General features: G+C 60.9%; 20 protein-coding genes and 1 riboswitch. Of the genes, 14 read left to right on the forward strand and 6 right to left on the reverse strand.

Annotated elements, in window-relative coordinates; all coding sequences use genetic code 11:
• From rfbA to rfbD, 3 genes are all read left to right on the forward strand, one after another.
• Positions 1 to 696, forward strand: a 696-nt coding sequence (gene rfbA / locus ACTJLC_RS25335; protein WP_440845562.1) for a glucose-1-phosphate thymidylyltransferase RfbA, incomplete at its 5' end; no start/stop codon positions are given.
• Positions 681 to 1,232: a dTDP-4-dehydrorhamnose 3,5-epimerase gene (gene rfbC, locus ACTJLC_RS25340; RefSeq protein WP_073428795.1), complete on the forward strand. Its 552-nt coding sequence runs from the start codon at positions 681 to 683 to the stop codon at positions 1,230 to 1,232. The genes rfbA and rfbC, both read left to right, overlap by 16 nt.
• Before the next feature lie 10 nt (positions 1,233 to 1,242).
• Complete coding sequence (rfbD, locus tag ACTJLC_RS25345; protein ID WP_310130314.1) at positions 1,243 to 2,145, forward strand: dTDP-4-dehydrorhamnose reductase; 903 nt, start codon at positions 1,243 to 1,245, stop codon at positions 2,143 to 2,145.
• Here the strand turns inward: rfbD and ACTJLC_RS25350 are convergent.
• A complete protein-coding gene (locus ACTJLC_RS25350; RefSeq protein WP_083085722.1) occupies positions 2,142 to 3,038 on the reverse strand; it encodes a glycosyltransferase family 2 protein in 897 nt (298 codons plus the stop codon). The genes rfbD and ACTJLC_RS25350 overlap by 4 nt on opposite strands.
• A 162-nt stretch (positions 3,039 to 3,200) precedes the next feature.
• Between ACTJLC_RS25350 and ACTJLC_RS25355 the strand changes: the two genes are divergently transcribed.
• From ACTJLC_RS25355 to ACTJLC_RS25375, 5 genes are all read left to right on the forward strand, one after another.
• On the forward strand, positions 3,201 to 5,807 hold the full coding sequence (locus tag ACTJLC_RS25355; RefSeq protein ID WP_310130311.1) for a glycosyltransferase: 2,607 nt from the start codon (positions 3,201 to 3,203) through the stop codon (positions 5,805 to 5,807).
• On the forward strand, positions 5,795 to 6,766 hold the full coding sequence (locus ACTJLC_RS25360; protein WP_310130309.1) for a CgeB family protein: 972 nt from the start codon (positions 5,795 to 5,797) through the stop codon (positions 6,764 to 6,766). Before ACTJLC_RS25355 ends, ACTJLC_RS25360 begins: the two co-directional genes overlap by 13 nt.
• Positions 6,766 to 7,725: a glycosyltransferase family 2 protein gene (locus ACTJLC_RS25365; RefSeq protein WP_310130307.1), complete on the forward strand. Its 960-nt coding sequence runs from the start codon at positions 6,766 to 6,768 to the stop codon at positions 7,723 to 7,725. The genes ACTJLC_RS25360 and ACTJLC_RS25365 overlap by 1 nt, the downstream gene beginning before the upstream one ends.
• Positions 7,726 to 7,805: 80 nt before the next feature.
• Positions 7,806 to 8,612 (forward strand): ABC transporter permease, encoded by an 807-nt coding sequence (locus tag ACTJLC_RS25370; protein ID WP_083085726.1) that lies wholly within the window; start codon positions 7,806 to 7,808, stop codon positions 8,610 to 8,612.
• 7 nt (positions 8,613 to 8,619) lie between these two features.
• The gene (locus ACTJLC_RS25375; protein ID WP_027801963.1) at positions 8,620 to 9,339 is read left to right on the forward strand and encodes an ABC transporter ATP-binding protein; all 720 of its coding nucleotides are present in this window, start codon (positions 8,620 to 8,622) and stop codon (positions 9,337 to 9,339) included.
• Between the two features lie 101 nt (positions 9,340 to 9,440).
• On the opposite strand, the gene ACTJLC_RS25380 is transcribed toward ACTJLC_RS25375, so the two are convergent.
• The 4 genes from ACTJLC_RS25380 to ACTJLC_RS25395 form a co-directional block, all read right to left on the reverse strand.
• Complete coding sequence (locus ACTJLC_RS25380; protein WP_440845567.1) at positions 9,441 to 10,493, reverse strand: methyltransferase domain-containing protein; 1,053 nt, start codon at positions 10,491 to 10,493, stop codon at positions 9,441 to 9,443.
• A gap of 59 nt (positions 10,494 to 10,552) precedes the next feature.
• A complete protein-coding gene (locus ACTJLC_RS25385) occupies positions 10,553 to 11,785 on the reverse strand; it encodes a glycosyltransferase family 4 protein (RefSeq protein WP_310130301.1) in 1,233 nt (410 codons plus the stop codon).
• Entirely contained in the window at positions 11,778 to 14,525 is a 2,748-nt protein-coding gene (locus ACTJLC_RS25390) for a rhamnosyltransferase WsaF family glycosyltransferase (RefSeq protein ID WP_440845570.1), read from the reverse strand. The genes ACTJLC_RS25385 and ACTJLC_RS25390 overlap by 8 nt, the downstream gene beginning before the upstream one ends.
• A gap of 167 nt (positions 14,526 to 14,692) precedes the next feature.
• Positions 14,693 to 15,832, reverse strand: a complete 1,140-nt coding sequence (locus ACTJLC_RS25395; RefSeq protein WP_083085732.1) for a hypothetical protein — start codon at positions 15,830 to 15,832, stop codon at positions 14,693 to 14,695.
• A gap of 378 nt (positions 15,833 to 16,210) precedes the next feature.
• Between ACTJLC_RS25395 and ACTJLC_RS25400 the strand changes: the two genes are divergently transcribed.
• Genes ACTJLC_RS25400 through ACTJLC_RS25415 form a run of 4 tightly spaced genes read left to right on the forward strand, consistent with a single transcriptional unit; the run spans position 16,211 to position 20,926 of the window.
• Positions 16,211 to 17,056, forward strand: coding sequence for a glycosyltransferase family 2 protein (locus tag ACTJLC_RS25400; protein WP_310130661.1), 846 nt, complete (start codon positions 16,211 to 16,213; stop codon positions 17,054 to 17,056).
• Entirely contained in the window at positions 17,053 to 18,006 is a 954-nt protein-coding gene (locus ACTJLC_RS25405; RefSeq protein ID WP_310130295.1) for a UDP-glucose 4-epimerase family protein, read from the forward strand. The genes ACTJLC_RS25400 and ACTJLC_RS25405 overlap by 4 nt, the downstream gene beginning before the upstream one ends.
• Positions 18,007 to 18,014: 8 nt before the next feature.
• The gene (locus ACTJLC_RS25410) at positions 18,015 to 19,037 is read left to right on the forward strand and encodes an MraY family glycosyltransferase (RefSeq protein ID WP_310130293.1); all 1,023 of its coding nucleotides are present in this window, start codon (positions 18,015 to 18,017) and stop codon (positions 19,035 to 19,037) included.
• An 11-nt stretch (positions 19,038 to 19,048) separates the two neighbouring features.
• On the forward strand, positions 19,049 to 20,926 hold the full coding sequence (locus ACTJLC_RS25415) for a polysaccharide biosynthesis protein (RefSeq protein WP_310130290.1): 1,878 nt from the start codon (positions 19,049 to 19,051) through the stop codon (positions 20,924 to 20,926).
• A 60-nt stretch (positions 20,927 to 20,986) separates the two neighbouring features.
• Here ACTJLC_RS25415 and ACTJLC_RS25420 read toward each other — a convergent pair whose 3' ends face one another.
• Positions 20,987 to 22,087 carry an MraY family glycosyltransferase gene (locus tag ACTJLC_RS25420; protein ID WP_114161967.1) on the reverse strand — a complete coding sequence of 367 codons (1,101 nt, stop codon included), beginning with the start codon at positions 22,085 to 22,087 and terminating at the stop codon, positions 20,987 to 20,989.
• A gap of 272 nt (positions 22,088 to 22,359) precedes the next feature.
• Between ACTJLC_RS25420 and ACTJLC_RS25425 the strand changes: the two genes are divergently transcribed.
• Positions 22,360 to 23,910: a methyl-accepting chemotaxis protein gene (locus tag ACTJLC_RS25425; RefSeq protein WP_440845574.1), complete on the forward strand. Its 1,551-nt coding sequence runs from the start codon at positions 22,360 to 22,362 to the stop codon at positions 23,908 to 23,910.
• 172 nt (positions 23,911 to 24,082) lie between these two features.
• Positions 24,083 to 24,182: riboswitch (guanidine-I (ykkC/yxkD leader) on the forward strand.
• Positions 24,183 to 24,239: 57 nt separating this feature from the next.
• A complete protein-coding gene (locus tag ACTJLC_RS25430) occupies positions 24,240 to 25,310 on the forward strand; it encodes a putative urea ABC transporter substrate-binding protein (RefSeq protein ID WP_073431710.1) in 1,071 nt (356 codons plus the stop codon).
• Positions 25,311 to 25,330 lie beyond the last annotated feature (20 nt).

Raw genomic sequence — 25,330 nt, forward strand, 5'->3', positions numbered from 1 at the left:
CTCGGCGACGGCAGCCAGTGGGGCATGAACATCCAGTACGCGGTTCAGCCTTCGCCGGACGGCCTCGCGCAGGCGTTCATCATCGGCCGTGATTTCGTGGGCAACGATCCGTCGGCGCTGATTCTCGGCGACAACATTTTCTACGGCCACGATCTCGCGAAGCAGCTGGAGCGCGCCGATCAGCAGGATCATGGCGCGACCGTGTTCGCGTATCACGTGCACGATCCCGAGCGATACGGCGTGGTCGAATTCGACAAGCAGTTCCGCGCGCTCTCGATCGAGGAGAAGCCGCTCAAGCCGCGCTCGAACTACGCGGTTACGGGTCTCTACTTCTACGACAGGCGGGTGTGCGATATCGCCGCGGACATCAAGCCGTCGCCGCGCGGCGAGCTTGAAATCACCGATGTCAACTCGCGTTATCTGGCGGACGCCGCGCTCAATGTCGAAATCATGGGGCGCGGCTATGCGTGGCTCGACACCGGCACGCACGATTCGCTGATCGAGGCGGCGACCTTCATCGCGACGCTGCAGAAGCGCCAGGGCCTCGTGGTCGCCTGTCCGGAGGAGATTGCCTACCGCCAGCAGTGGATCGACGGCGAGCAGTTGCTGACGCTCGCCAGGCCGCTCGCGAAGAACGCCTACGGGCAATATCTGCAAAACATTCTTACGGATCAAGTCGCATGGCCATCCAAGTAACCGCTACGGCGCTGCCTGAAGTGAAGATCATCGAGCCGAAGGTGTTCGGTGATGCGCGCGGCTATTTCTACGAGAGCTTTAATGCGCTGGAGTTTGCCGAACACGTGGAAGCCGGCGTGACGTTCGTGCAGGACAACCATTCGCGCTCGGCGAAGGGTGTGTTGCGTGGGCTGCACTACCAGATCCAGCATGCGCAGGGCAAGCTCGTGCGCGTGGTGGAAGGCGAAGTGTTCGATGTGGCCGTCGACATCCGCAGGAGCTCGCCGAACTTCGGCAAGTGGGTGGGCGTGACGCTCTCGGTCGACAACCACCGGCAACTGTGGGTGCCGCCGGGTTTCGCGCACGGTTTCGTGGTGTTGTCGGAGTCCGCGCAGTTTCTCTACAAGACCACCGACTACTGGTTCCCCGAGCACGAGCGCAGCATCGTCTGGAACGATCCGGCGATCGGCATCGAGTGGCCGATCGACGCCGAGCCGTTGCTGGCCGCGAAGGATGCGGCGGGCAAGCGGTTGGCCGATGCCGAGCATTTCGCGTGAGGACGGTTGAATGACTACACGGAAACCCGCGACTATCCTGCTGACTGGCGTGAATGGTCAGGTCGGCTTTGAACTGGCGCGCACCCTTCAGGGTCTGGGCCGGGTTGTCGCGCTCGATCGCGGCCGTCTCGACCTTGGCAATCTCGATCAGGTGAGGAGCGTCGTGCGGGAAGTCAAGCCGACATTGATCGTCAATCCCGCCGCGCACACGGCTGTCGACAAAGCGGAAAGCGAACCCGATCTGGCAATGCGCCTGAACGCGGAGGCACCCGCGGTTCTGGCGGAAGAAGCCAGGCGATTGAACGCGGCGTTGGTTCATTATTCAACCGACTACGTCTTCGACGGCACGAAGATCGGCGCTTATGTCGAAGACGACGCGGTCAATCCTCAGAACATGTACGGCAAGAGCAAGCTTGCCGGCGAACAGGCGATCGCGGCTTCCGGCTGCTCGCATCTGATTTTCCGCACGAGCTGGGTGTACGGCACGCGCGGCAAGAATTTTCTGCTGACGATGCTGCGCCTCGGCGCGGAGCGCGATGAATTGAGCGTGGTGGCCGACCAGATCGGTGCGCCGACATGGTCGAACACTATCGCAACGTTGACGTCGAATGTACTGTCGCAATCAGTAGTAGGCGATCCCGACGACTGGTGGAAGCGGAACTCCGGCGTGTATCACCTCACGGCGTCAGGCGCAACGTCGTGGCATGGTTTTGCGCAAGCGATCTTCGATAACTCGACGTTGGCGAAAAAGCCCACGGTCAAGCCGATTCCCGCCGCTTCCTATCCAACGCCCGCCGCACGCCCGGCCAATTCGCGGATGTCGAACGATAAGCTGTATGCGACGTTCGGGGTCAAGGCGCCGGAATGGGAAGACGCGTTGCGGCTGAGTCTCGACTCACTCGCGCGTTCTTAATCGAGCTTGCCGCCTTTGCCGCGAAGACCGTCGCAAATGCCCTTGCTCATCATTACGATGTCTTCACGCCGGCGACTGGACAGAAGGGCGAAGATAACGAATTTGATCGCTAGCCTGCACAGTTCGTTGACTTTCCAGCTGAGTGAAATGTAAGGGCGGCGGCAAAGCAGCAATGCGTTGCGATAGTAGTAGTAACGTCGGATCGGCTTGTGAACCGCGAGGCGAACGGTTGCGACTTCAAGCGCCTTTTCGCCAATGGTATGCGTCATCGTGACGTCGTAGGCGCCATAGCTTTGATAGCCTTTCGCCTTCGCCCGCAAGCCCCATTCGATATCCACGTAGTCGATAAACAGGTCTTCGTCCATTGGACCGACTTTCGTAATCGCGGCGAGTGATATCAGTGCGCCCGACGTGATGAGATAGTCGGCGGTCGTGACTCTCGGCCCGCCATCGTCACGCTTGCGGCGCGGGAAACCATGATGGAACTCGATAAACGGCAAGTAATAGCCGCGGTTGGTCTCGAAGAAGTACGGGCCGATCTGCGCAAACGGGGCGCGCGACGCGAGTTGGTCGGCATGTGTTTCGAGCCGCTGGATCATGTCGTCGAGCGGGGTGCTGTCCTGATCGAACAGTGCGCAGAACTCACTCGTCGTGTGCGTCTGAACGGCGGTGAAGCCGCGATTCAGAGCCGCTGAGATTCCATTGTTCGACGACAGGCGGATGATGCCGGTCACGACGGGTTCGAGCGCTGCATTCCATGCCGGGAAATTGCTGGATGCGTTGTCGATGATGAACACCGCCTGAACCTGCGGCGCAAGATGCTTCGCAAGACGCAGAAGCGCTTCGGCTTCCGGTTCGTAGGTGACAATGACGGCTGAAGTTCGGTTTGACACTACTGGGAATTCCTGTCGGGATCGAGAGCGAGGGTAATCGAAGAACGAGGAGTGGTCAATTCAGCCGTCTGCTGCGCGACGCGTAGCTGGCGCTCGTAGCGACCGCTTGGGCTGGGGCACTGAGGGCGTGGCGTGCCGCGTTTGAACTGATGTTAGGAAAACATGCAAGCTGACAAATTTCGCATCGTGTTGCTCGATACGAAGTATCGAAATCCGAACCACTATATTTGTATCGCGCTGGGTAGCGCGTTCGAGCGCAATCCCGATGTCGAGTTTGTCAGGAAGGCCGATCCGCTCGATGCGCTGAGCGTCGCGCACGAGCATCGCTGCAATCTGTTCGTTGCTTTCGACGGCGAGGAACTCGACGCGATTCTCTGCGAGCGTTTATCCACGTTGTGTGGCCGTTCCGTCCTCTGGGTCACGGAAGATCCATACGAGATCGATGTCAACGTTCGTCATTCGAAGCTGTTCGATCTTGTCTTCACCAACGATTCGGCCAGTGTCGACAACTACGGCACCAAGGGACGTCATCTGCCGCTCGCGGGGGCAACCGAGTTTCACGACCACGCCGTGATTCCGGTCGACAAGCCGCTTCGGTACGAGCTGTTTTTCGCCGGGACGGCATGGCCCAATCGCACGGCGTTCGTTCGCTCGGTATTGAGAGACATACCCGCCAACTGGCGTTTCAAGCTTGCGCTGCCGACCAACGAACATCTGCCGCCGCGCGATGTCGACATGCCCGAGAGCATGTTGTCATGGCGAACGTCGCCGGTCGACTTCGGGCGCTTTGTGAATCACAGCGCGGCGACGGTCGTCTTGCCGCGTAAATTTTCAGCTTCGGGTACGCGCGATTTTGCCGAGACGCCACCTCCGCGCCTGTTCGAAGCGGCGCTAGCGGGCGGAGCGCAACTCGTCCACGGTTCGCTGGCGGAGGTTGCGCACTCGTTTGCTCCCGAGCAGGAGATCCTGTTTTTCGACACCGAGCGCGAATTCATCGAGAAAGCCGCGGCGCTGGTCAACGATCGTCCCTACCGTAATCGCATCGCGCAAGCCGCGCGAGAGCGCGCTTTTCGCGACCATACGTATGACCGGCGTGTTGCGACGATCCTCGATCACTCGCGGCTTCTCACGCCTGCAAAGCCAGTCGAATGGCGCGCCGGCAACGAGCCCGCAGCCGCCGATGCTTCCTGTAGCAAGACCCGCAAGACGCTCCTCTTCGTCTGTCACAACATGGTGGAGCGCGGCAACTTTGGCGGAGTGGAGGTGTATCTCGACCGGATGCGCACGGCGCTGCGCGAGGAGTTCGATGTCCTTTTCTACGTGCCTGGCGAGCGCGGTCATCACCATGAAGCCCATCTGCTTTCGCACGATTACACCGTGCTCAAAAGCGTCAAGTTCAGGGAAGGGTATAGCCCGGTGTTGATGGCATCGGCGGAACGCGAGCAAGCGTTCTATTCGATTCTTGTCGACTATCAGATCGACCTGGTTCACTTTCATCATTTCATCGGCCACGTGCCTTCGCTCGTTTATGTGGCAAAGGGCCTGGGTGTGCCGACCGCGATCACCGCGCATGATTTCTTGCCGCTCTGTAATGAGTTCAATCTGATCTCATTCAACGGGCGCTTTTGCGGCGCGCCGAAGGTCTCGCTGGCGCAATGCGACACCTGCCTGCTGGAGAAGCATTCGATCCCGCCAGGCTCGCAGGCGACACGCCGGAACTTCTGGAATGGCGTGCTGGGCGCAACAGACGTATTGGTGTTCAACACCGCCGGCACTCGCGACATATTGAGCGACGTTTACCCGGCAGTGCGCGAGCATCGCGGGCTCAAAATAGTCCCGGTCCCGATTCATGACGACGTGCCGCGCCGAACTGCGTCCGGTCGGCCCGCGGGGGAAATCCCCACCGTGCGAGCTTCGCAACCGACGCAAGCCGACTCGACGAAGTCGTCCGGGCCAACCACGCAGGTCGAGCAAGGCGGACAAGGCGGCCGACCCACACTGAAAGTGGCGATTCTCGGCAATTTGACGCCCGAGAAAGGGGGCGACGTTCTGCTTCACGCATTCGCCGGCCTTGCCGATGCGCCTGTCGAATTCCATGTGTTTGGCCGCGTCAACCTGGGCTATGAGGAACTCACCGATACCGCTCGGTATCCCAACATCACGCTGCATGGCTCATATTCCGCGGATGACATTCCCGAGGCTTTATCCGAATGCGAAGTCTCGGTTCATGCATCGATCTGGCCCGAGACCTATTGCCTGACGCTCTCGGAAGCATGGCAGCAGGGCATCGTGCCGATCGTCACCGACATCGGCGCACTCGGTGAACGCGTGTCGCATGGCGTGAACGGCCTCAAGGTTCGCGTGCAGAGTGAAGGCGATCTGATCGACGCCATTCGCTTATTGGCGGAAGACCGGCATCTGCTCGCGAAGCTGAAGTCGAATATCACAAGCGGGCTGTATGAAACCTTGACCGCGCATGTGGAAGCGTTGAACGCCGTGTACAGCCCGTTACTTCGTTCGTTGCCCGCGCAGTCGACCCAGCATGAGCCGCCGAAACGGCTTCCCGTGCTCAAGGACTACGGCATCGTCCTGCAATCGAATGCGTGGACCCATCAGACGGTGGGGCGGCCGCGAATTCCTCGGTGGCGGCCCGCCGGTCCGCGCGGCGGCAGGGCCGTCCGTGTCTATCAGTTCTATAAGGAAAGAGGACCGGTGCAGACATTCAAGCTTTTTGTTAAACACGGCAAGAGGATTCTATGGCGCCGATAGAACGCGTACTGGTTTGCGGTGCGTCGCTGGATGCCGTCAACAATAACTCGGTGTTGCGTGGTTACGTGGGCCGCGGCTTCGGCGAGGTGCTCGGGGATGCCGCGGTGCGCACTTCTTCGCTCGAAGCAGCCGAGCAGATTGCGGCGGAGTTCTCGCCCCAGCTCGTGGTCGTATTCGGCTCGTGTATGCCGCAGACCTCCATCTATCATGGGCTGCGCAACTACTGCGCGCGCTCCGGCGCCGTGCTGAGTTTCTGGTTGCACGACGATCCGTACGAATTCGACTATCACTACAAGATTCTGGACGTCGCGGACATCATTTTCTCGAACGATCGCTGGGCCGCCACCCATTATCAGCACCCGCACACGTACCACGTCCCGCTCGCGGCTGATCGGGATGCTCACTTTCGCGAGACCGGCGGCATCAAGGACCGCGACGTGTTTTTTTGCGGAGTCGGATTCCCGAACCGTCAGCAGTTGCTGCGCGACTGCGCGCCGCGGCTCACGGGTTTGAAGGTCGAAGTGCTCGGCGATGGCTGGCCCACCGATATCGCGTTTGCCCGTAATGAGCGAATTGCGAATTCCGCGCTGCCCGATTGGTCGGCGAGATCGCTCGTGACGCTGAACATCGGGCGTCGCTATAACCTGGCGAACGAGCGCTTCAATCTCGATGCATCGACGCCCGGTCCGCGGACCTTCGAGGCGGCAATGGCGGGCGCTGTGCAGTGCATGTTCGTCGAAGGGCTGGAGATACTGGACTATTTCGATCCCGATAATGGTGAGATTCTCCTCTTCGATTCCCCCGAAGAGTTGCGCCGGCAAGTCGACGCGTTGCGCGACGATCCCGAACTCGCGATCCGCTATAGCCAGGCGGCACAGCGCCGTGCGCTTGCGGATCACACGTACAGGAACCGGGCGGAACTCATCCTGAACACGGTTCGTTCGGTCATGCGCGCGTGATGGCCGAAGATCCAACGAGCGAGCCAACGGCGGACCGTCTTGCGGCGCGGCAGATCGGTGAAAGCCGCATCTTCGCGGTCGTCGTCACGTTCAATCCGGACGCGGTTTGTCTTGCCGAACTGGTCGCGGCCACGCTTGCACAAGTCAGCGGTCTGGTGATGGTCGATAACGGCTCGCGCGAGGACGTGTCCAGGTTTTCGCTTCTGGACAACGATCGCATCGTATTCCTTCCGCTCGGGCGGAACGTCGGTGTTGCTGCGGCGCAGAACGCCGGCGTGGAGTTGGCCAAGGCACACCACGCGACCGACATTCTGCTTCTCGATCACGACAGCGTGCCCGACGGCAGCATGGTGGCGCGCCTGCTTCGAGCGCGCCAGCAACTGTCCAGTCAAGGCATCCCGGTGGGCGCCGTCGGTGCGGTGGCGGTCGACCGTCGAACCGGCAAGCGCGCGCCCGTCGCGCGATCGCGTGAAGGCCGCGCTTCATTTGCCGTTCCCGCGGTTGACGCAGGACCGATCGAAGCCGATTATCTGATCGCCTCGGGAACGCTCATATCGATCGAGGCATTGTCGGCAGTGGGCCCGATGAACGAATCGTTTTTCATCGACCAGGTGGACGTGGAATGGTGTTTTCGAGCCGCGGCGCGGGGCTTGAGGCTGTTCTGCGAGCCGGCGGCTTTGCTCCACCATGCGATAGGCGAGCGCGTTATCCGCGTGTGGCTGTTCCGGTGGAGGGAACTGAGCGTGCATGCGCCCCTACGTAACTATTTCTTCTTCCGCAACACGCTTGCCTTGTTCCGGTCGGGGCTGGTTAGCGCGCCGTGGAAGAGATACTGGACGCGCGTGCTGGTGCTGTCGTTTGTCGCTCAGACCTTGTGCGTGGCGCCCCGCGCAAAACGGCTCGCGGCGATGACGCGCGGAATCCGCGACGGGCTCAGAGCCGAAGCGGCGGCGCGTTAGCGGCTCTGCAGCGCTGGTATGCGACGGCTTCGGAAGAAGTGCTTCAGATACAATACTCGTTCGTAATTTGCTGGAATCGTATGGAACACGACAACACCCTGAAAAGCTACGGTGGACTTCGCGAGTTTCTCGCGGCACTGGCCACGCCGCATCTTTGGGCGCTACTGGCCTGGTACGACATCCGGCAACGTTATAGAAGGTCCGTTCTCGGCCCGTTTTGGGTAACGCTTTCGACTGGCGTCATGATCGGCACGATGGGCCTGCTTTGGTCAGTGCTTTTCAAGAGCGACGTGCGCGCCTATCTGCCGTTCTTTGCAGTCGGTAATATCGTCTGGACGTTCTATTCGACGCAAATCAATGAAGCCTGCCTGGGCTTTACGCAGTTCGAGAACATCATCAAGCAGATCCGCTTTCCGATGGCGGTCTATCTGCTGCGGATCCTGATGCGCAATCTGATTATCCTGGCGCACAACTGCGTCATCATTATCGTTGTGCTGGTGTGGCTCGCTCCGCCGTTGACCTGGGTCGCCTGGCTCGCATTGCCCGGACTGCTGCTCGGCAGCGCGGCAATGATGGGCGCCTCGCTGATCGTGAGCGTGTTCTGCACGCGCTTTCGCGATATGCCGATGATCGTGCAAAACCTGATGCTGGTGATGTTCTACATCACGCCGATCATCTGGCGCCCCTCGGCGCTTGGTCCGCAGCATCAATGGGTCGCCACCTATAACCCGTTTGCGCATTTGATCGAGATCGTCCGGGCTCCGTTGATCGAGGCAAGGTTTCCTGTCGAGTCGTGGCTGTGGTCGCTGGCAACGGCGGCAATCCTCCTCATTTTTGGCGTAATGCTGCAAGGTCGCTTCAAGGACCGCATTGCGTATTGGCTTTGATTAATTGATGACTGAATCTTATATTCGCGCGACGAACCTCCTGGTCGAATTCCCGATCTACAACGCGTCGCATAGATCGCTGCGGAAATCGTTGCTTAGCGCAACGACCGGGGGACGGGTCGCTTCCGACGCGGGGCGCCGCGTTACCGTGCGCGCCCTCGACGACGTTTCGTTCGAGCTTCGGCCGGGTGACCGGGTCGGTCTCGTGGGGCACAACGGCGCGGGCAAGACAACCATGCTGCGGGTTCTGGCGGGCGTGTATCCGCCAGTGTCCGGACGCCTGGTCGTGAAAGGCAGCATCGTGTCGCTGATCGACATGTCTCTCGGCATGGAACCTGAGGCGACCGGCTACGAGAACATCTTTCTGCGCGGAATCATCATGGGTTTACGGCCCGCCGAGATCGAGGAAAAGCTCGACGAAATCGCGGCTTTCAGCGAACTCGGCGAAGACTTCCTGAACATGCCCGTGCGTACCTACTCGAGCGGCATGATGTTGCGTTTGGCATTTGCGGTGTCGACCGCGGTCAAGTCGGACATCGTGCTCATGGATGAATGGCTCTCCGTGGGCGATGCGTCGTTCAACGACAAAGCCGCGAAGCGCCTCACTCAGGTTGTCGAGGAATCGGCCATTCTCGTTTTGGCGTCGCACTCGCCGGACATGGTCAAGCGCATGTGCAATCGGGTATTTTCATTCGAGCACGGCAAGATCACCGAGATATCGGTGTGAACGTATCGCTTGCGTAGGCCGTTGAACGGCGAGATAGCAGGGCGTCCGCCGCTCCCGTCAATCGTGCGCTGAACGGGAGCAACAACCACTCGCCGGCGTGTTTATCGACTGGCGCGTCTATTGAGCGTGGTTTTCATTTTTCTTAGCGGCTCGGTCACTCGCCACGAACTCGAGTGATGTATCGACTCGATGGTCTTGAGCGCGTTTTGCAAGCGAGCCTCGGTAACGTTGAGCGTCTGTTGCAGTCGCTCGACGTCGGCTTGGGTTGCCGCTAACGCTTCTGTCGCCATCGACAACTGGTTGGTGAGATCGCTGATAGCGGTGCTCTCGGCGGTATCGGGAGCCTCGACATTGCACGTCTCGGCCATGCGTCGCCAGCTGTCGACGACACGTGCCCTATCTTCACAGGGGCGGAGGGCGACGAAAAACTCGATGGTGTCCCGCTCCGTGTCGAAAAACTGTTCGCAACTCAAGGATATGAGCCCCGCCGCGGCCAATTGCTCCATCAACGTTGCGAACGAATAAGGGGTAAAAACCCAGCAGTGCGCATCGCAATACACGCCCGTTTCCAAAGCGTTCTTCGCGCGCTCTAATGTGCGACGCACATCGGCGGTTCGGCTCAGATTCTCGGCGTGAATGTCGCCTCGCCACGCGGCCATGGCATCGATTGGAATGGCATTCAGAAAATAGTCGAGAATGAAATAAGGCTGTGGCGCTCGAGGGTGCGTCAGATGAGCCGCCAGAACTTCCGCGAGTTGGGTTTCCCTGCGGAGAAAATCAAAGGTAAAGCGTCGGTCCGGTACCGCGAGTCGGATTTCACCGGAGGGAGACAAGACTGAATGGAGTTCATTGAGCCAGGCAACCAGGTCCGGGACATGTTCCACGACATGGGAAGCGATGACGAAGTCAATTTCCCGGTTCAGGGACTCTTTTAATGTTTTTGCTCCCCAGATAACGTCGGTCTCGACGATCTTTGCCGGATCGACGTGGGGATTGCCGTGATAGTGCCGTCTAAGTGTGTCGGCGTCGGCGTAGTCCACGTAAATGACCGCTGCATCGGCCTTGGTCAATATGGGATTGCAGAGGGCTCCTATCTCGACGCCGACGGCCGTTTGTAGATCCAATCCATCAATCAATTTGCCTCTGCGGTCCATGCATGTCTCCGGTTTTAGGGCGCCCTCCGTCGTCTTGCGAACGACGGGGCGGGGCGCGCCTAGAGTTGAGCTAATGCTGCTTCGGGACTACTCATCTGGTCGCTGTGGGGTGAAATCTGTTTGCCGAAAATGGTGTTGACGATTGTCTTGCCATATTGGTCCCAGGCATAGTTCTGCTTCGCGTAGTCGAAACCGGCTACCGCCATTTTCGCGTACTCGTCCCTGTCGCGTAACAGCATCAGCGCACGCGACAACTTGGCTTCCCACTCGTGAGACTTGGCGAGAAATCCGGTCTTTCCATCGACGATCGAATTACGGAATGTGAAGATCGGCGTGGCTATCGAGATCGTGCCGGCAATCGCCGCTTCAAAAAACTTGAGTTCGGACTTGCAGTTCGTGAACGTATTGTCGATGAGTGGCGCAATATTGATTTCGGTTTGCGCGATTAGCTGCTGAAGATTCAGATAATCCTGGAGCGGATATCGGTCGATGCGATCCGCGTACTGTTCGAGCGATGGCCCCGGTTGCAGGAATCCGACGATCACCAACCGAAGGTCGTCGTCTTGCCTGAGCAACTGCGCTAACGTTTGCGAAACCACGGCGAAGTCACGGTTATGCGTGGGAGATCCGCTGAAATAGCCTATGTGGTATGGAGCGCTCGACTTGAAGCCAGTGACTTCCTTGCGCCTGAAAAGTCGCTCTGATACCGCCTGCTGTTCGCGGTTAAGAAAATTGGGTATGACGCCGACGGTGACATGTGGCGCAAAAGTCCGTATCTGCTGCGCCAAAAATGTATTGGTCGTAATCGCGCCATCGCACGCCCGTAACAAAGCACCGTTTCGCGAGCAATAAGCGAAGAAATCATCGAGCACAGGTTCCTGGTCGACGTCCCGGTCCAGCGTGTCCAGGACCAGATGCACGTAGTCCGCGTTGAACACCAGATCGTCGACGTCGTACAGCACTCGCACGCCACGGTTTTTCGCGTGGGACACCAGTTGCGCAATACACGGCGCGTATTTGGTACGACAAAACACGAGCGCATCGACATGGTCGATCACCGCGTGCATTCTCTTTATGTCGCCGTAGTGGAACCAGGACGCGGACACCTCGCCTTCCGCGTTGAGCGCCTCGACCATATTGAAAATTCTGTACCGGAACGTGCTGTTGTCTGGCCTTTCATAGAAATAGGCGACACGCGTCGGCGCGGTGTTCAGCATCGAAAAGCGCTGTTCGAACGTGAGGTGCCACGGGTCACTGTATTCGATACGGTCCGTGAGGGCAGACTCAAACATGACGCCCCTCCGAGCCTGCGTCAGGGTAAAGCTGGTACAGGCATTGGCTTAGAGATTCGGACCAGTTTTCGCCGATCTTGTTTTGAGCGAAGTTCGCCGATCTTCTCACTGGATCGTTTGCCAATGCCACGGCTTTGACGATTTCCTGCTTGAGGCTGCTCACACTGTGATCGGCACAGAGAATGTTGCGGGAATATCGTTCCAAAGACTTCTTGAGCCCGCTTCGATTGGTGACGACAACGGCGCCCGTAGCCGCGAGATCAAGCGGCGGATAGCTGGGGTGGGGGGTATCCATGAGGCACAGTCCAACGTCCATGGTCCGCACCAGATCGATATAGTCTTGCCACGGCAGATTCTGGTGAAAGAACGGCCGAATACCATGAGGTAGCTCGATGTCGTGCATATCCTTGCCAACGAAATGGAACTCCCACTGCTCGGCGGGAAGCGTTCCATCTTCCAGGCACGCGCTAATCGCTTCGAGGCCTCTCCAATACAGATTGCGAAGGTTATGGGGGCGAGCGTAGAAAAAGAATCGACGCACGCCGTTCGTCGCCTTCGGATGGTTCTCGCCGTTAAACAGTGTCGGAAATGCGGGTTCGAACCACGCGCCGTTCCGCGATACGTTCGCAAGTGCATCAGGACCGGTTGTCAAATGATCGAATAGCATCCTGGTGTTGATCACGATGCGAATGTCTGGATCGCTGACCGTTTCAATGCAGCGAAGTCGCTCATCGCCGTGCGCATAGAACATTCGCTCATCTTCCTGCATCAGATAAATAATGCGGTCCGGGTGAGCTATCTGTCGCACCGACCTGGTCGTCCACCATGAGGTGGTGACGAACAGTTCGTCGGGTACTACCGGTACTTCGTGTCCACCGGTTATTCCCGAGAAAATAAAGTCGATGTTGTCGTGCCAGTCGATATTGTTCAGTTTGAGGATATGCCCGAATGCATTCGGATCAGCCGGTTCGCTTCGCGTAACGAGGCGCAACCGTGCGCCGATGTGCTTGGCCAGCGAAGCCGCGAACACGATCGAGGTGCCGACCCCGCCGAACAAACTACCGGGGCCAATGCTATCGGTGACCAAGGTAACGCGCCTCGGCTCGCCGGTCACCGCGTACGTGCGCAATGGGGCGATTGACGCAAAGTGTTGGCTGAGTAAATCGCGGACGTCGATCGGATGACGGATTCCCTGCGCCGCATGAACATGCGTATTCGACGCTACGGAAGGCGAGCGGGAAACCGGTTGAATGGCGCGATTTTGTTCTCGTCCATACCTTTCGTAGTGGACGAGAGGATTGAGTTGCATTGCCGCAGCATCCGCGTAGTGGCTCAGATACCAGTTGGCGTCGAACTTGAGGCTGGGATTTCTGCGATCGGTCCAGACCACCGCGTAGTGCAACGCGGGCGGCAGACCGGAGGCTGCGACATCGGGGTATTGAGAGACGTACCAGGCTGCGTCGAAAAGAGGAGAGCGGCTGATGATAGCCGCGGCCTCCGTTCTTTGCCTGCGCTCCACGAGCTTGGTGCGGAGTTGGCCTCGCAGCGACCAGAACACGACCTTGGCGGCGCGGACGGCATTGCGATGCACTGCCGGGTGTGAAGTAAGAAAGCTTCGAGCCGGGCTTGTCAGGCGCCAGAATATGCTCGATTCGATCGCCATGCGTTGCGCCCGCTCATCGGCGAGCGCTTTCTCCACTTCTGGACGAACTGCCGGAGCGGCATGAATGCGCTCACTCATCGCCGCTATCTCGCGCGCATGATCGTCCCGCTCGCGTCTGAGCGTTGCTTCGAGTTTGGCGGCACGCGCGTTGGCGGTTCGCTCCCTGACCTCGGCCTCCACGACATGAGCGGCCATCTGCCGCTCGCCGACTTTGGCCTGTTCGAGTTCCGCGTTCGCGGAAGCTCGCGCGTCGTTCAGAGCCTGCACGTGTGCTTGAGCCTGAGCGCCCGCGTATTCGATATGTCCTTTTTCTCTTTGCTCCGCTTCCCAGCGTCCGCCTATCAGGGCGAACCGGTTGCGGACCGTCGCCGCGTCCGCATTGCCGAGTGCGCACAGCGTGCTGACGCTTTCACTGACATTCGTGCCGACGGCAAGGACGCCGAGACCATGCGCATGAAGAAACTCGAACGACGGAAATTGCGTTCGCAGTTCCGCCCACAATTTCCATACGCCGAAGTCGTCATGTCGCTCGTTGGTGTCGTGAAACAGAACGACGGCTCGATCGCTTAGCTTGCTTTTCCAGGTTTCAAAATCGTGCTTGACCGCTTCGTAGGTATGGAGACCGTCGATATGAAGCAGATCGATCGTTCCATCCGCGAAATGCGGTGCCGCGTCGTCGAACGTGCAGCGCATGAGCGTGGAGAATGCCGCGAACTTGGTGCGGTGATACTGATCCAGATCGGCAAAGACCTGGTCGCCGTATCGTCCTGCGTGCGGGTCTCCGGTCCAGGTGTCCACCGCATAACAACGCGTATTGAGGCCGAGGCGCTCGATGGCCAGGCAGAACGCGGCGTAGGAAACGCCCGTATGAGTGCCCAGTTCTACGAATAGCCTTGGCTTGACCGCACTTATGATCCAGTGCGCGAAGGGGATATGCCCGCTCCACGCGCTATGCGCATCAATTCGGTCCGCTACCCAAAAAAGAGGGTCGAGCCGATCATCGTACAGTCGTTGGACGGATAGATCGGGGAGGTCGGCCGGTCCAGCGGTACCGACAGGCAAGTTGGCCGTATTCATGCGCCTCGAGATATTGTTGCGAAAGGAGGCACAAATTATATCCAGAGATTACGGCGGCTTGTCGTTCGTTACCACGAAAGGTCATTTCACGGGCACCGTTGGCCCCGGTGCGGCCCGCCTGGCAGCGGCCTCCGGGCGAATCGATCCGCGAAGAACGCGGATATGCGCTACGACCTGCCGCGGACTCGCCGGGCAATCACACGGATCGGTTCGGTGACGCGCCACGAGGTGGAGTCGCGTAGATGGGCGATCGAATGTTCGAGCGCCGCGATTCGAGCACTGGCTTCAGTTCGCTCATCTCGCGTTCTTTGTTCGTAATCCTGCTGTAACTGCTGCTCAAGCTCGCTGGCGTGCATTCGCGCTGCTTCCTGATGCGCTTTCAGATCGGCTTCCGCTCTGGCTTGTGCGTCAGCCGCTTCCCGTATCGTTTGTTCGAGCTGTGAGCGGAGCCCCTCTTTCTCCGCGGACAAACGATCGGCGAGTGCGCTCGCTTGCTCGGCCTGACCTTGCCAGTGAACCGCGTCCGCCGACCTGGCCTTGACTTCGCCTCGCAGGCGGGTGAGTTCGCGTAAAAGCGCCGCGCGATCGAGCGTTTCATGCGACGGAAATGAGACCTGGCTCTTCGACAGCTTCTCCGGTTGGCCCGACTGCGCCTGTTGCTTTGCAGCTTCGCCAATCTCCTTGCCGGCTCTCACCTTGCCGGAATCCGCGATCCTCGAGTGGACAGCGTTCGCGTCCTGCCGATTGATGCGGGTCTGCAGAATCGGTTCGAGCTTGGACCAGAGATAATCTCCTTCCTCGACGAGCCGGGGGAAGTCCAGAAAAATCATCGGGACATCTTTTTTGACGAGCGCCCTCACCGTTTCATGGAAACCCAAGGCGAGGATTCGCGCCTGGTCGATCGGATTGAGCGAATAGACGATGCCGCCGGGCGTCTGGCCCCAGGTCTCCCATTGCGCCACCTGGGGATCCACGTTTTCGTTGCCGTAGCGAGCGCGCATTTCGAGTATGACGCGGCTTGTCGCCGCCTCGACGATGTCGCGCATCGGCATGATGACCGCGTCGAGGGTGATGTCGGTCCTCGCCATCAGGTCGTCGACCACCTCGAACAACCACGGAGACTTGACGATGTACGGCAGCGCATGGCCGGCGATCGGCGTGTCTTCCAGACCCGCGTTTGCGTTCTCATCGAGCTTGTCGTCCGGATTCGCCGCCAGATGCGTTTCCAGGCCGCAGGCGGCGAGATATTGAACGAGAAAGCTGGTGCCGGCACGTCCGGTGCCGGCGATAATTACGTGGTGGCTCATATTTAGCGGCTAAAGACGCGAATCGATTTCGATGGGTGGCGAATTGTACAAGAGGAGCCCCGGCGGGCCGTCAATCGAGCTTTCATCGCTCTCGTTTTCCTCAATGGGCATTAATTGTCCAATTTACTTAACGTTTGACAACCCCCGACCTCGGCATTCCATGCTTACCGTGGCTTACCCGGCTTGCCGCGACGTCTTGCCGAACCACGTGGCGTGCATATTCAACGCAATTTTTCTGTTTTATGCCGCTATCCGCATGCCGTTCGAGTAACAAAGCGCAAAGCCTGTTGCTCTAATCGGCGCTTTTAAGCACACTTGCGCTTTTGTTGCGGCCCTCCTTACGATAATTTCCAAGAGGCGCCAGACCGCTTCGTCCACATGAATGCCACAAGCGCGCCCCGTTCCACAATTGAAGGTTTGTCCGTCTCCGTCGTGGTCTATCGGCCGGATATGGCGAAATTGCAAAGCACGCTTGCAAGCCTCGGCGCTGCCTGTGATGCGTTGATTGCCAGGCGGCCGGGCTTTCCGATCGCACTCCACCTGGTCGACAACGGCGGGCTGCCCGACGTATCCGCGACCCTCGAGGCGCTCCGGGCGCACGGCGTCGTCTGCACGATCGTCGCCGGGCACGGTAACGTCGGCTATGGGCGCGGTCACAACCTGGCGATCGAGCGCATCAGCAGCCGTTATCACCTGGTGCTGAACCCGGACATCGAACTCGAGCACGACGCGCTCGACCACGCGCTCGATTTTTTCGAGGCGCACCCCGAGGCAGGTCTCATCACGCCCTGGATCGGCGACGAGCAGGGAGACCAGCAGTTCTTATGCCGTCGCTACCCGACGCTTCTCGATCTGTTCGCACGCGGTTTTCTGCCTGCGCAACTGCGCCGGCTCTTCAGGCGTCGTCTTGCTCTCTACGAGATGCGCGACCGGATCAATGCGCACGACGTCGTATGGGATCCGCCGATCGTCAGCGGCTGTTTCATGTTGTTCCGCACGTCCGTGCTCAAGGAGCTGAAGGGCTTCGACGCCCGTTATTTCCTTTACTTCGAGGACTACGACCTGAGCCTGCGAGCCCATGACGTCACCCGAGTCGTCTACACACCCGCGGTGCGCGTGCTGCATCACGGCGGCGGCGCGGCGCGCAAGGGCTCCGCGCATATCCAGATGTTCGCGGCATCGGCGTACAAATTCTTTCGCCGCTTCGGCTGGAAATGGCTATGAGGATCCTCGTCACCGGTGCGAACGGCTTCGTCGGGCGGGCGCTATGCCGAACCCTGGTCGACCACGGTCATAACGTCACGGGCCTGGTGCGGCAAGCGGGCGGCTGCGTGAGTGATGTGGATGAGTGGGTCGATGCCACCCGGGATTTCGCCGGTCTTGCAAGCACATGGTCCGAAGCGCTGACACCCGACTGTGTCGTCCATCTCGCGGCACGCGTCCATGTCATGCGCGACAACGCCGCCGACCCCGACGCGGCGTTTCACGCGACCAATGTCGAAGGCGCTTTACGCGTCGCGCAGGCCGCGCGACATCACGGCGTGCGGCGCTTCGTATTCGTGAGCAGCGTCAAGGCGCTGGCCGAAAGCGACCCCGGCCGTCCGTTGCGTGAAGACGACCCGCCGGCCCCGCAGGACGCCTATGGCCGCTCCAAGCTTGCCGCCGAACAGGCCCTGTCGCGCTACGCCGAGGAAACCGGCCTCGACGTGGTGACGGTGCGTCCGCCGCTGGTTTACGGGCCCCAGGTGCGCGCCAATTTTCTGCGCCTGATGGACGCAATCTGGAAGGGCGTGCCTTTGCCGCTCGGCGCGATAAGCGCACGGCGCAGTCTCGTCTACGTCGACAACCTGGCCGATGCGCTGATGCACTGTGCCATCGACCCGCGCGCCACGCGCCAATGCTTCCACGTCGCGGACAGCGACGCGCCCACGGTCGCCGAACTGGCGCGCGCGCTCGGCCGTCATTTGCACAAGCCCGCGCGGTTGCTGCCGGTGCCTGCCGGCTGGCTGCGGCTCGCGGGCCGCTTGAGCGGGCGCACGGCGCAAGTCGACCGGCTGGTGGGCGCCTTGCAGCTCGACACCGCCCGGATTCGCGCGGCGCTCGACTGGCAGCCGCCGTATTCGACCGACGACGGGCTGGGTGCGACCGCCCGCTGGTATCGATCCACGCACTGAGGGCGCGCATGTCGACGTACATTTCCACGCTCCCGATCTGGATGACCGTGACCTTGATCGCGCTCGGTTCCGCTGGCGCGTGCGCCGCCATTCTGTGGGCGCTGCTCAAGACCGGCATCGCCTGGCGGCTTGCCACCGACGTCCCCAACGACCGCTCGCTGCACGTCGCGCCGACCCCGCGCGTCGGTGGCTGGGGCATCGTCCCGGTCGGCGTGGCGGCAACGCTGCTGCTCGCGCCGAGCCTGTGGTACGCCGCGCTGGGCACGGCCTTTCTGGCGGCGGTTTCGCAACTCGACGACCGTCGCGGCTTGCCGGCGCGCGTCAGGTTCGCCGCGCACATGGTCGCCGTGGTCGGACTGGTCGCGTTGTTTCCCGCCGACGCGCCCTGGTGGTTCCTGGCAATTCTTGCGTTTTTGATGTTATGGCTGGTCAATCTTTACAATTTCATGGACGGCGCAGACGGTCTTGCAGGCGGCATGGCGCTGTTCGGTTTCGCTGGCTACGCGGCGGCGGCCTTGCTCAGCGAGCATCCTCTGCCGCAACTCGCGTGGTCGGCCAGCGCGCTTGCAGGCGCGGCGCTCGGCTTCCTGCTGTTCAATTTCCATCCGGCGCGTATTTTTCTCGGCGACGCCGGTTCCATCTCGCTGGGCTTCCTGGCCGGTGCGCTCGGCTATTGGGGCTGGCGCGCGGCCGTCTGGCCCGTGTGGTTCCCGGTCATGGCGTTCGCGCCGTTCATCGCCGATGCGTCGGTCACTCTGGCGCGGCGGCTGCTTCGCGGCGAAAAATTTTGGCAAGCTCACCGCGAGCACTACTATCAACGTATGGTGCGTTCCGGCATCGGGCACGCCCGGACAGCTTTGGCGTGGTATGTCCTGATGGTAGCTGGCATAATGCTTGCTCTTTGTGCGCTGGGCAGCGCCCCTGTTTTTCAGTGGGGCGTGGTTGCCGGTTGGATCGTCGTTCTCTGTGTAGCAGGCGCGGTAATCGATCTGCGCTGGCGTCGGTTTCAATCAACACTGTCCGATAACTGAGGTAGACGCTGATGCTAAGAACCAAGGCCACCTGGCTGTCTTTCAGCGCTTTCCTTTTCGACTTATGCGCGGTGGCCGGCTCCTGGCTCGTCGCGTACATCATCCGCTTCAACGGCTCCGTTCCCGAAGACTTCCGGGTCGGCGCCTTGCACTCTCTCCTCTGGGTGCTGCCGGTCTACGGCGTCATGTTCCGCATCTTCGGCCTGTATCGCGGCATGTGGGTCTTCGCGAGCTTGCCGGATCTCGTCCGCATTTCAAAAGCCGTGGTCGCCGGCGCGCTGGTTGCCATGGTCGTCTCGGTGATGGTCCAGCCGGTGCCGATCGTGCCGCGCTCCGTGCTGGTCGTGTCGCCGTTATTTCTGTTCCTCGCAATGGGCGGCGCGCGCGCGCTGTATCGGGCGACCAAGGAGTTTTATCTATACGGCGGACTCGTCGGCCAAGGCAAGCCGGTAGTCGTGCTCGGTGCCGGCAACGCGGGCGCCAATCTCGCGCGTGAACTCTCCCGTTCGAGCGAATGGCGTCTCGTCGGCCTGCTCGACGACGACGTTTCGAAGCATGGGCGCGAAATCTACGGCTACAAGGTGCTGGGCTCCATCAGCGCATTGCCGCAAATGGCCGAGGAACTGAAGACGGAATACGCGATCATCGCGATTCCGTCGGCTTCGGTGGATGTTCAGCGTCGCGTCGCGACACTGTGCGTGCGCGCCGGCGTGCGCGCCCTCGTGCTCCCCGCGCTGACGGATGTCACGCAAGGCCAGGCGTTTCTGTCGCGCGTGCGGCAGATCGATCTCGAGGATTTGCTGGGCCGTGATCCCGTCCACATCGATACGCCGCATGTCGAGGCGCTGCTGCGCGACAGGATCGTCATGGTCACGGGCGCGGGCGGATCGATCGGCTCCGAGTTATGCCGTCAGATCTTGCGGTTTCAGCCGGCTCAACTCATTGCCTATGACCTGTCCGAATTCGCGATCTATCGGCTCACCGAGGAGTTGCATGACCGCTTCCCCGGCCTGTCCGTGATTCCGGTGATTGGCGATGCGAAGGACTCGCTGCTGCTCGATCAGGTCATGTCGCGCCACACGCCGCACATCGTATTTCATGCAGCCGCCTATAAACACGTCCCGCTGATGGAAGAGCAGAACGCGTGGCAGGCCGTCCGCAACAACGTGCTCGGTACTTATCGGGTAGGGCGCGCCGCGATCCGGCACGACGTCAAGCACTTCGTGCTCATCTCGACCGATAAGGCGGTCAACCCGACCAACGTGATGGGCGCAAGCAAGCGGCTCGCGGAAATGGCTTGCCAGGCCTTGCAGCAGACCAGTTCGCGTACCCAGTTCGAAACCGTCCGGTTCGGCAACGTGCTCGGCAGCGCCGGCAGTGTGATTCCGAAGTTCCAGCAACAGATCGCGAAGGGCGGTCCGGTCACGGTCACTCACCCGGAGATCACGCGCTTCTTCATGACCATTCCCGAAGCGTCGCAACTCGTGTTGCAGGCATCGAGCATGGGGCATGGCGGCGAGATTTTCATTCTCGACATGGGTGAACCCGTCAAGATCGTCGACCTGGCTCGTGACCTGATCCGCCTGTACGGCTTTACCGAGGAGCAGATCAGAATCGTTTTCACCGGTTTGCGTCCTGGCGAAAAGCTTTACGAAGAACTGCTCGCATGCGACGAAACGACGACACGCACGCCGCATCCCAAACTGCGGATCGCGCGTGCGCGGGAAGTGTCCGACGATCTATTGGACAAGTTGTTGCCGTGGCTGATGCAGCATCGCGTGCTAAGCGACGACGAGGTGCGCCGCGATCTACGGCGCTGGGTGCCGGAATACCAGCCGGCCGCCGCGCCCGCATTGCGCAGCGTCGAGGTGGCGACGCGGGCGTCGTAGAACCGACGCGGTGCGATGAGTCTGCACGATGACAAAGGCGCCCACGGGCGCCTTTGTCATTTACCGCTTCGCCTTTCTCACCACCATCCATCTTGGCGACTTGAAGCGCACGATGCTCATATAAAGCCATACGTAGGTCGCCGCGAACACCACCACGAAGCAGAACAGATGCAGCGTATGCCGCCAGAACAACGTCGCCGGCACGACCGCGATCAGACAGAGCAGCCACAGATACGGCGACGTCAGCGAATTGCGCCGCGTCAACTCGCGAGCGGTGCGCGCGCCGACCGCCCAGCGCATCAGCCGCTTGTACACCAGCATATGCAGATGCACGCCATCGGGAATGCCCGGCGACATGCCGCGAATGAACTTCTTGCGGTAGATCGAGAAGCAGGTCTCGAAGATCGGATACATGAAGAGCAGCACCGGATACCACGCCGACACGTCGCGATTGCGCATCACCAGCATGATCGACAGTTCGGCCAGCATGAAGCCGATGAAATACGCGCCGCCGTCGCCGAGAAAAATCAGCCCCGCTGGAAAGTTCCAAATGAAGAAGCCGAGCACCGCGCCCATCATCATGAACGACGCCGACAGCACGATCGGGTCGTGCACCTGGAAGGCCACATAGGCGAGCGACGCCAACATCATGAACGCGACCATCGACGCGAGGCCGTTGAAGCCGTCGATGATATTGATCGCGTTGGCGAGCGCCGCGACGGCGAGCACGGTCACCGCAAACGAAATGACCGCATACGAGAGCAGAAAATCGAGCGGCGGCACGCTGATGCGCGTGACCGCGATATCGAGCAGGAAATAGGCGAGGGCGGCGGCCGCCATCGTGCAGACGAGGCGCGCGAGCGGCGACACGCGCTTGGTCAGATCCTCGATGAGCCCCGAGCCGAACGCCGGCATGCCGCACGCGATCAGCCCGAGAATGCCGCCCGACACGGCCGGATAAGCGCCATGCAACTGCACGGCGGACACGATCAGCCCGAGCAGAATTCCGGTTCCGCCGATGCGCGGCACCGGCCGCACATGGAATTTCTGCACGCCGGCCAGATCGGTGTCGGTGGAGAATTTTTCATGCAGATGCGCGTAGCGCACGATCAACAGCGTGATCAGCAGTGAAACGAGAAAGCCGAGCGCAAAACTGAGCATGAAAGTGGGCCTGAGCGAAGACGCCGAATTATACAAATGAAATCCGGGCCGCCCGGAAAAGCGGCATTCCCGCCGAGCCCGTGGCAAATCCCAGATAGTGAGGTTCGGGCTGCCCGCAAACGCCCGCCAGTCATGGATTCCACCTATTTAGCGAGCACTCGCGCGCGTCGTTAACCCGGGATGCGGCGACGTGTCGGTCATGCGCCGAAAGAAGCATGCCGCGCATGCCAGCCTGTTTTCGCCGCCGATCGGCAAGACGTTCCGGAGACCCAATGCTAAATAACATCACAATTCGTGGCGGCCTGACGCTGGTGATCAGCGTATTCGTCGTTTTCCTGCTGACGGTGATCGGTGTCGGCTATGGCGCGCTCAAGCTCGCCAACAGCAGTCTCGACGACACGCAGCGCAGCGCCGTCGCGCTGTCGCATCTGAAGGCGAGTTCGGAGAAGCTGCTGCAAGTGCAACTCGCGCTGGGCACGTATCAGACGCTCTTTAGCGTCGGCAAGCAGACCGACGATCTGTTGCCGGCCGCGCACAAGGTGCTGGTCGAATCGAACAAGGATTTCCGCAACTACATGGCCGGCCCGTTCACCAACGAGGACGAGAAGAAGCTCGCGCAAAGCGTCGAGCAGGCGCGCGCGACGCTGGTCGATAAGGCGATCGAACCGGAGTTCAAGGCGCTCGCCGACTTCGACTTCAATACCTTCCGCAATATTCAGGGCGAGACGGCCAACGGCTTTTACGCGAGCTATTCGAAGGCCATCGACGCGCTCGAGCGCTCGCAGACCGGCAACCAGCGGCAGCAAGCCGCAACCGCCGAACAGCGCTTCGAAATGGCGACGCTGCTGTTCGTCTCGGTCGGCGTCATCACGATCGTGATCGGCGTGGCGGCGCGCGCCGCTTTGTCGGCGGCGCTGATCAAGCCGGTGAACGCGACCGTCAAGCATTTCGAGCGAATCGCCGCCGGCGATCTGACGGTTGCGATCGCGAGCAAATCGCGCAACGAGATGGGCCAGTTGCTGAGCGCGCTGACGAAGATGCGCGACGGTCTGGTGGAAACCGTGGCCAAGGTGCGCGGCAGCACCACGGCAATCACGCTGGGCGCGAACGAAATCGCCTCGGGCAATGCGGATCTGTCGTCGCGCACCGAGCAGCAGGCGGCCGCGCTTCAGCAGACCGCGGCGAGCATGGAACAGCTTTCGGCCATGGTGAAGCAGAACGCGGACAACGCGAAGCAGGCGAACCGCCTCGCGCAAGGCGCGCTCGATACGGTGACGCGCGGCGGGGCGGTGGTGTCGCGCGTCACCGAGACCATGGACGGCATTACCGAATCGTCGCGCAAGGTGGCCGAGATCATCGGCATGATCGAGGGCATCGCATTTCAGACCAACATCCTCGCGCTGAACGCGGCGGTGGAAGCGGCGCGGGCGGGCGAGCAGGGGCGCGGCTTCGCGGTGGTGGCGTCGGAAGTACGCAGTCTCGCGCAGCGTTCGGGCGCGGCGGCCAAGGAGATCAAGGAACTGATCGGCGAATCGGCCGCCAAGGTGCGGGAGGGCGCCTCGCTCGTCTCCGATGCGCAAAAGACGATTCAGGAAGCGCTCGGCGCGGTGCAGCGCGTGACCGGCGTGATGAACGAGATCGAGGCATCCGCGCACGAGCAGAGCGACGGCATCGAACAGGTCAACAAGGCGGTTTCGCAGATCGACGAAGTCACGCAGCACAATGCGGCGCTCGTCGAGGAGGCGGCCGCGGCGGCGAAGTCGCTCGAAGAACAGGCGGGGCTGTTGCGCGACGCGGTCGCGGTGTTTCAGGTGGCGGCCTAGCGCCCATGCACGAATGAGGTGCCGGTCGCGCATGCCGCGGTGCGCCCCGTCCCCGCAGCGGGGCACATATCCGCCGCGCCGGGCCGAAATACGGCGATTTCCCGCTGGCACGCTTCTGGCATAAGAACAGGCGCAAGGAGCCGGCGCGTCATCCGGTTCAGCACACAATCTGGAAATGGACGGCTAGGGTTCCGGCCTGCTTCACGCAGGCGCTGGTCCGAGAGCTGTCGACCTCAGGCGAGGTTACACGGCGGGATAAAAGCCCGGGAGAGAACGCGATGTTTGCGCTGCTCCCTGCCGCCGCTAACCGTCCCTTCGAGGTCAACCTCATGCGCAAGCTCGTCCGCTTTCTCGGCATTGCCGCCGTCTCCCTCGCCGCCTTCACCTCAACGACTTCGTTTGCCGCCGGCCGCACCGACTTCAAGGTGTGCTGGACCATTTACGCCGGCTGGATGCCGTGGGGCGAGGCCAAAACCCAAGGCATCGTCTCGAAGTGGGCGAAGAAATACGGCATCAACGTCGATGTCGTGCAACTGAACGATTACGTCGAATCCATCAACCAGTACACCGCCGGCAAGTTCGACGGCTGCGCGATGACGAACATGGACGCGCTGACCATTCCGGCCTCGGGCGGCGTCGATTCGACCGCGCTCATCGTCAGCGATTATTCGAACGGCAACGATGGCGTGCTCATCAAGGGCAAGGGCAAACAGGTCGCCGATCTGAAGGGCCAGCAGGTCAATCTCGTGCAGTTCTCCGTGTCGCACTACCTGCTGGCGCGCGCGCTGGACAGCGCGCACATGAGCGAGCGCGACCTCAAGGTGGTCAACACATCGGACGCCGACATCTCGGGTGCGTTCGCGACGCCCGCCGTCCATAACGCCGTGACGTGGAACCCGATGCTCGCCGATCTCAAGGCGCAGCCGAACGTCACCGAAGTCTTCGACTCCAGCCGGATTCCCGGCGAAATCATGGACATGATGGTGGTCAACACGCAGACCCTGCGCGACAACCCCGCGCTCGGCAAGGCGCTGACGGGCGCCTGGTTCGAAATGGTCGCGCTGATGCACGCCAACAGCGCCGGCAGCACGGCCGCGCTCACCGCGATGGCGAAGGCGTCGGGCACCGATCTCGCGGGCTTCAAGGGCCAGTTGTCGACCACCGCGCTGTTCTACACGCCGCAGGCCGCCGTCGACTTCGTCACCAATCCCGATCTGCCGAAGATCATGGCGCGCGTCGCGAAGTTCTCGTTCGATCACGGTTTGCTCGGGCAGAACGCGAAGAGCGCCGACGTGGTCGGCATGGCGTTCGACAAGGGCGTGGTGGTCGGCAGCAAGAGCAACGTCAAGCTGCGCTTCGATCCGACCTACGTGAAGATGGCCGCGGCCGGCCAGCTCTGAGTCCGATTCCTCACGCTTTC

Source organism: Paraburkholderia sp. 22099 (genome assembly GCF_052045835.1).
In the GTDB taxonomy this organism is placed as follows: Bacteria; Pseudomonadota; Gammaproteobacteria; order Burkholderiales; family Burkholderiaceae; genus Paraburkholderia; species Paraburkholderia terricola.

Bases quoted from the DNA above. Each gene is read 5' to 3' on its own strand.
- rfbC (WP_073428795.1), top strand. From the start codon at position 681: ATGGCCATCCAAGTAACCGCTACGGCGCTGCCTGAAGTGAAGATCATC.
- rfbD (WP_310130314.1), top strand. From the start codon at position 1,243: ATGACTACACGGAAACCCGCGACTATCCTGCTGACTGGCGTGAATGGT.
- ACTJLC_RS25355 (WP_310130311.1), top strand. From the start codon at position 3,201: ATGCAAGCTGACAAATTTCGCATCGTGTTGCTCGATACGAAGTATCGA.
- ACTJLC_RS25360 (WP_310130309.1), top strand. From the start codon at position 5,795: ATGGCGCCGATAGAACGCGTACTGGTTTGCGGTGCGTCGCTGGATGCC.
- ACTJLC_RS25365 (WP_310130307.1), top strand. From the start codon at position 6,766: ATGGCCGAAGATCCAACGAGCGAGCCAACGGCGGACCGTCTTGCGGCG.
- ACTJLC_RS25370 (WP_083085726.1), top strand. From the start codon at position 7,806: ATGGAACACGACAACACCCTGAAAAGCTACGGTGGACTTCGCGAGTTT.
- ACTJLC_RS25375 (WP_027801963.1), top strand. From the start codon at position 8,620: ATGACTGAATCTTATATTCGCGCGACGAACCTCCTGGTCGAATTCCCG.
- ACTJLC_RS25380 (WP_440845567.1), bottom strand. From the start codon at position 10,493: ATGGACCGCAGAGGCAAATTGATTGATGGATTGGATCTACAAACGGCC.
- ACTJLC_RS25385 (WP_310130301.1), bottom strand. From the start codon at position 11,785: ATGTTTGAGTCTGCCCTCACGGACCGTATCGAATACAGTGACCCGTGG.
- ACTJLC_RS25390 (WP_440845570.1), bottom strand. From the start codon at position 14,525: ATGAATACGGCCAACTTGCCTGTCGGTACCGCTGGACCGGCCGACCTC.
- ACTJLC_RS25395 (WP_083085732.1), bottom strand. From the start codon at position 15,832: ATGAGCCACCACGTAATTATCGCCGGCACCGGACGTGCCGGCACCAGC.
- ACTJLC_RS25400 (WP_310130661.1), top strand. From the start codon at position 16,211: ATGAATGCCACAAGCGCGCCCCGTTCCACAATTGAAGGTTTGTCCGTC.
- ACTJLC_RS25405 (WP_310130295.1), top strand. From the start codon at position 17,053: ATGAGGATCCTCGTCACCGGTGCGAACGGCTTCGTCGGGCGGGCGCTA.
- ACTJLC_RS25410 (WP_310130293.1), top strand. From the start codon at position 18,015: ATGTCGACGTACATTTCCACGCTCCCGATCTGGATGACCGTGACCTTG.
- ACTJLC_RS25415 (WP_310130290.1), top strand. From the start codon at position 19,049: ATGCTAAGAACCAAGGCCACCTGGCTGTCTTTCAGCGCTTTCCTTTTC.
- ACTJLC_RS25420 (WP_114161967.1), bottom strand. From the start codon at position 22,087: ATGCTCAGTTTTGCGCTCGGCTTTCTCGTTTCACTGCTGATCACGCTG.
- ACTJLC_RS25425 (WP_440845574.1), top strand. From the start codon at position 22,360: ATGCTAAATAACATCACAATTCGTGGCGGCCTGACGCTGGTGATCAGC.
- ACTJLC_RS25430 (WP_073431710.1), top strand. From the start codon at position 24,240: ATGCGCAAGCTCGTCCGCTTTCTCGGCATTGCCGCCGTCTCCCTCGCC.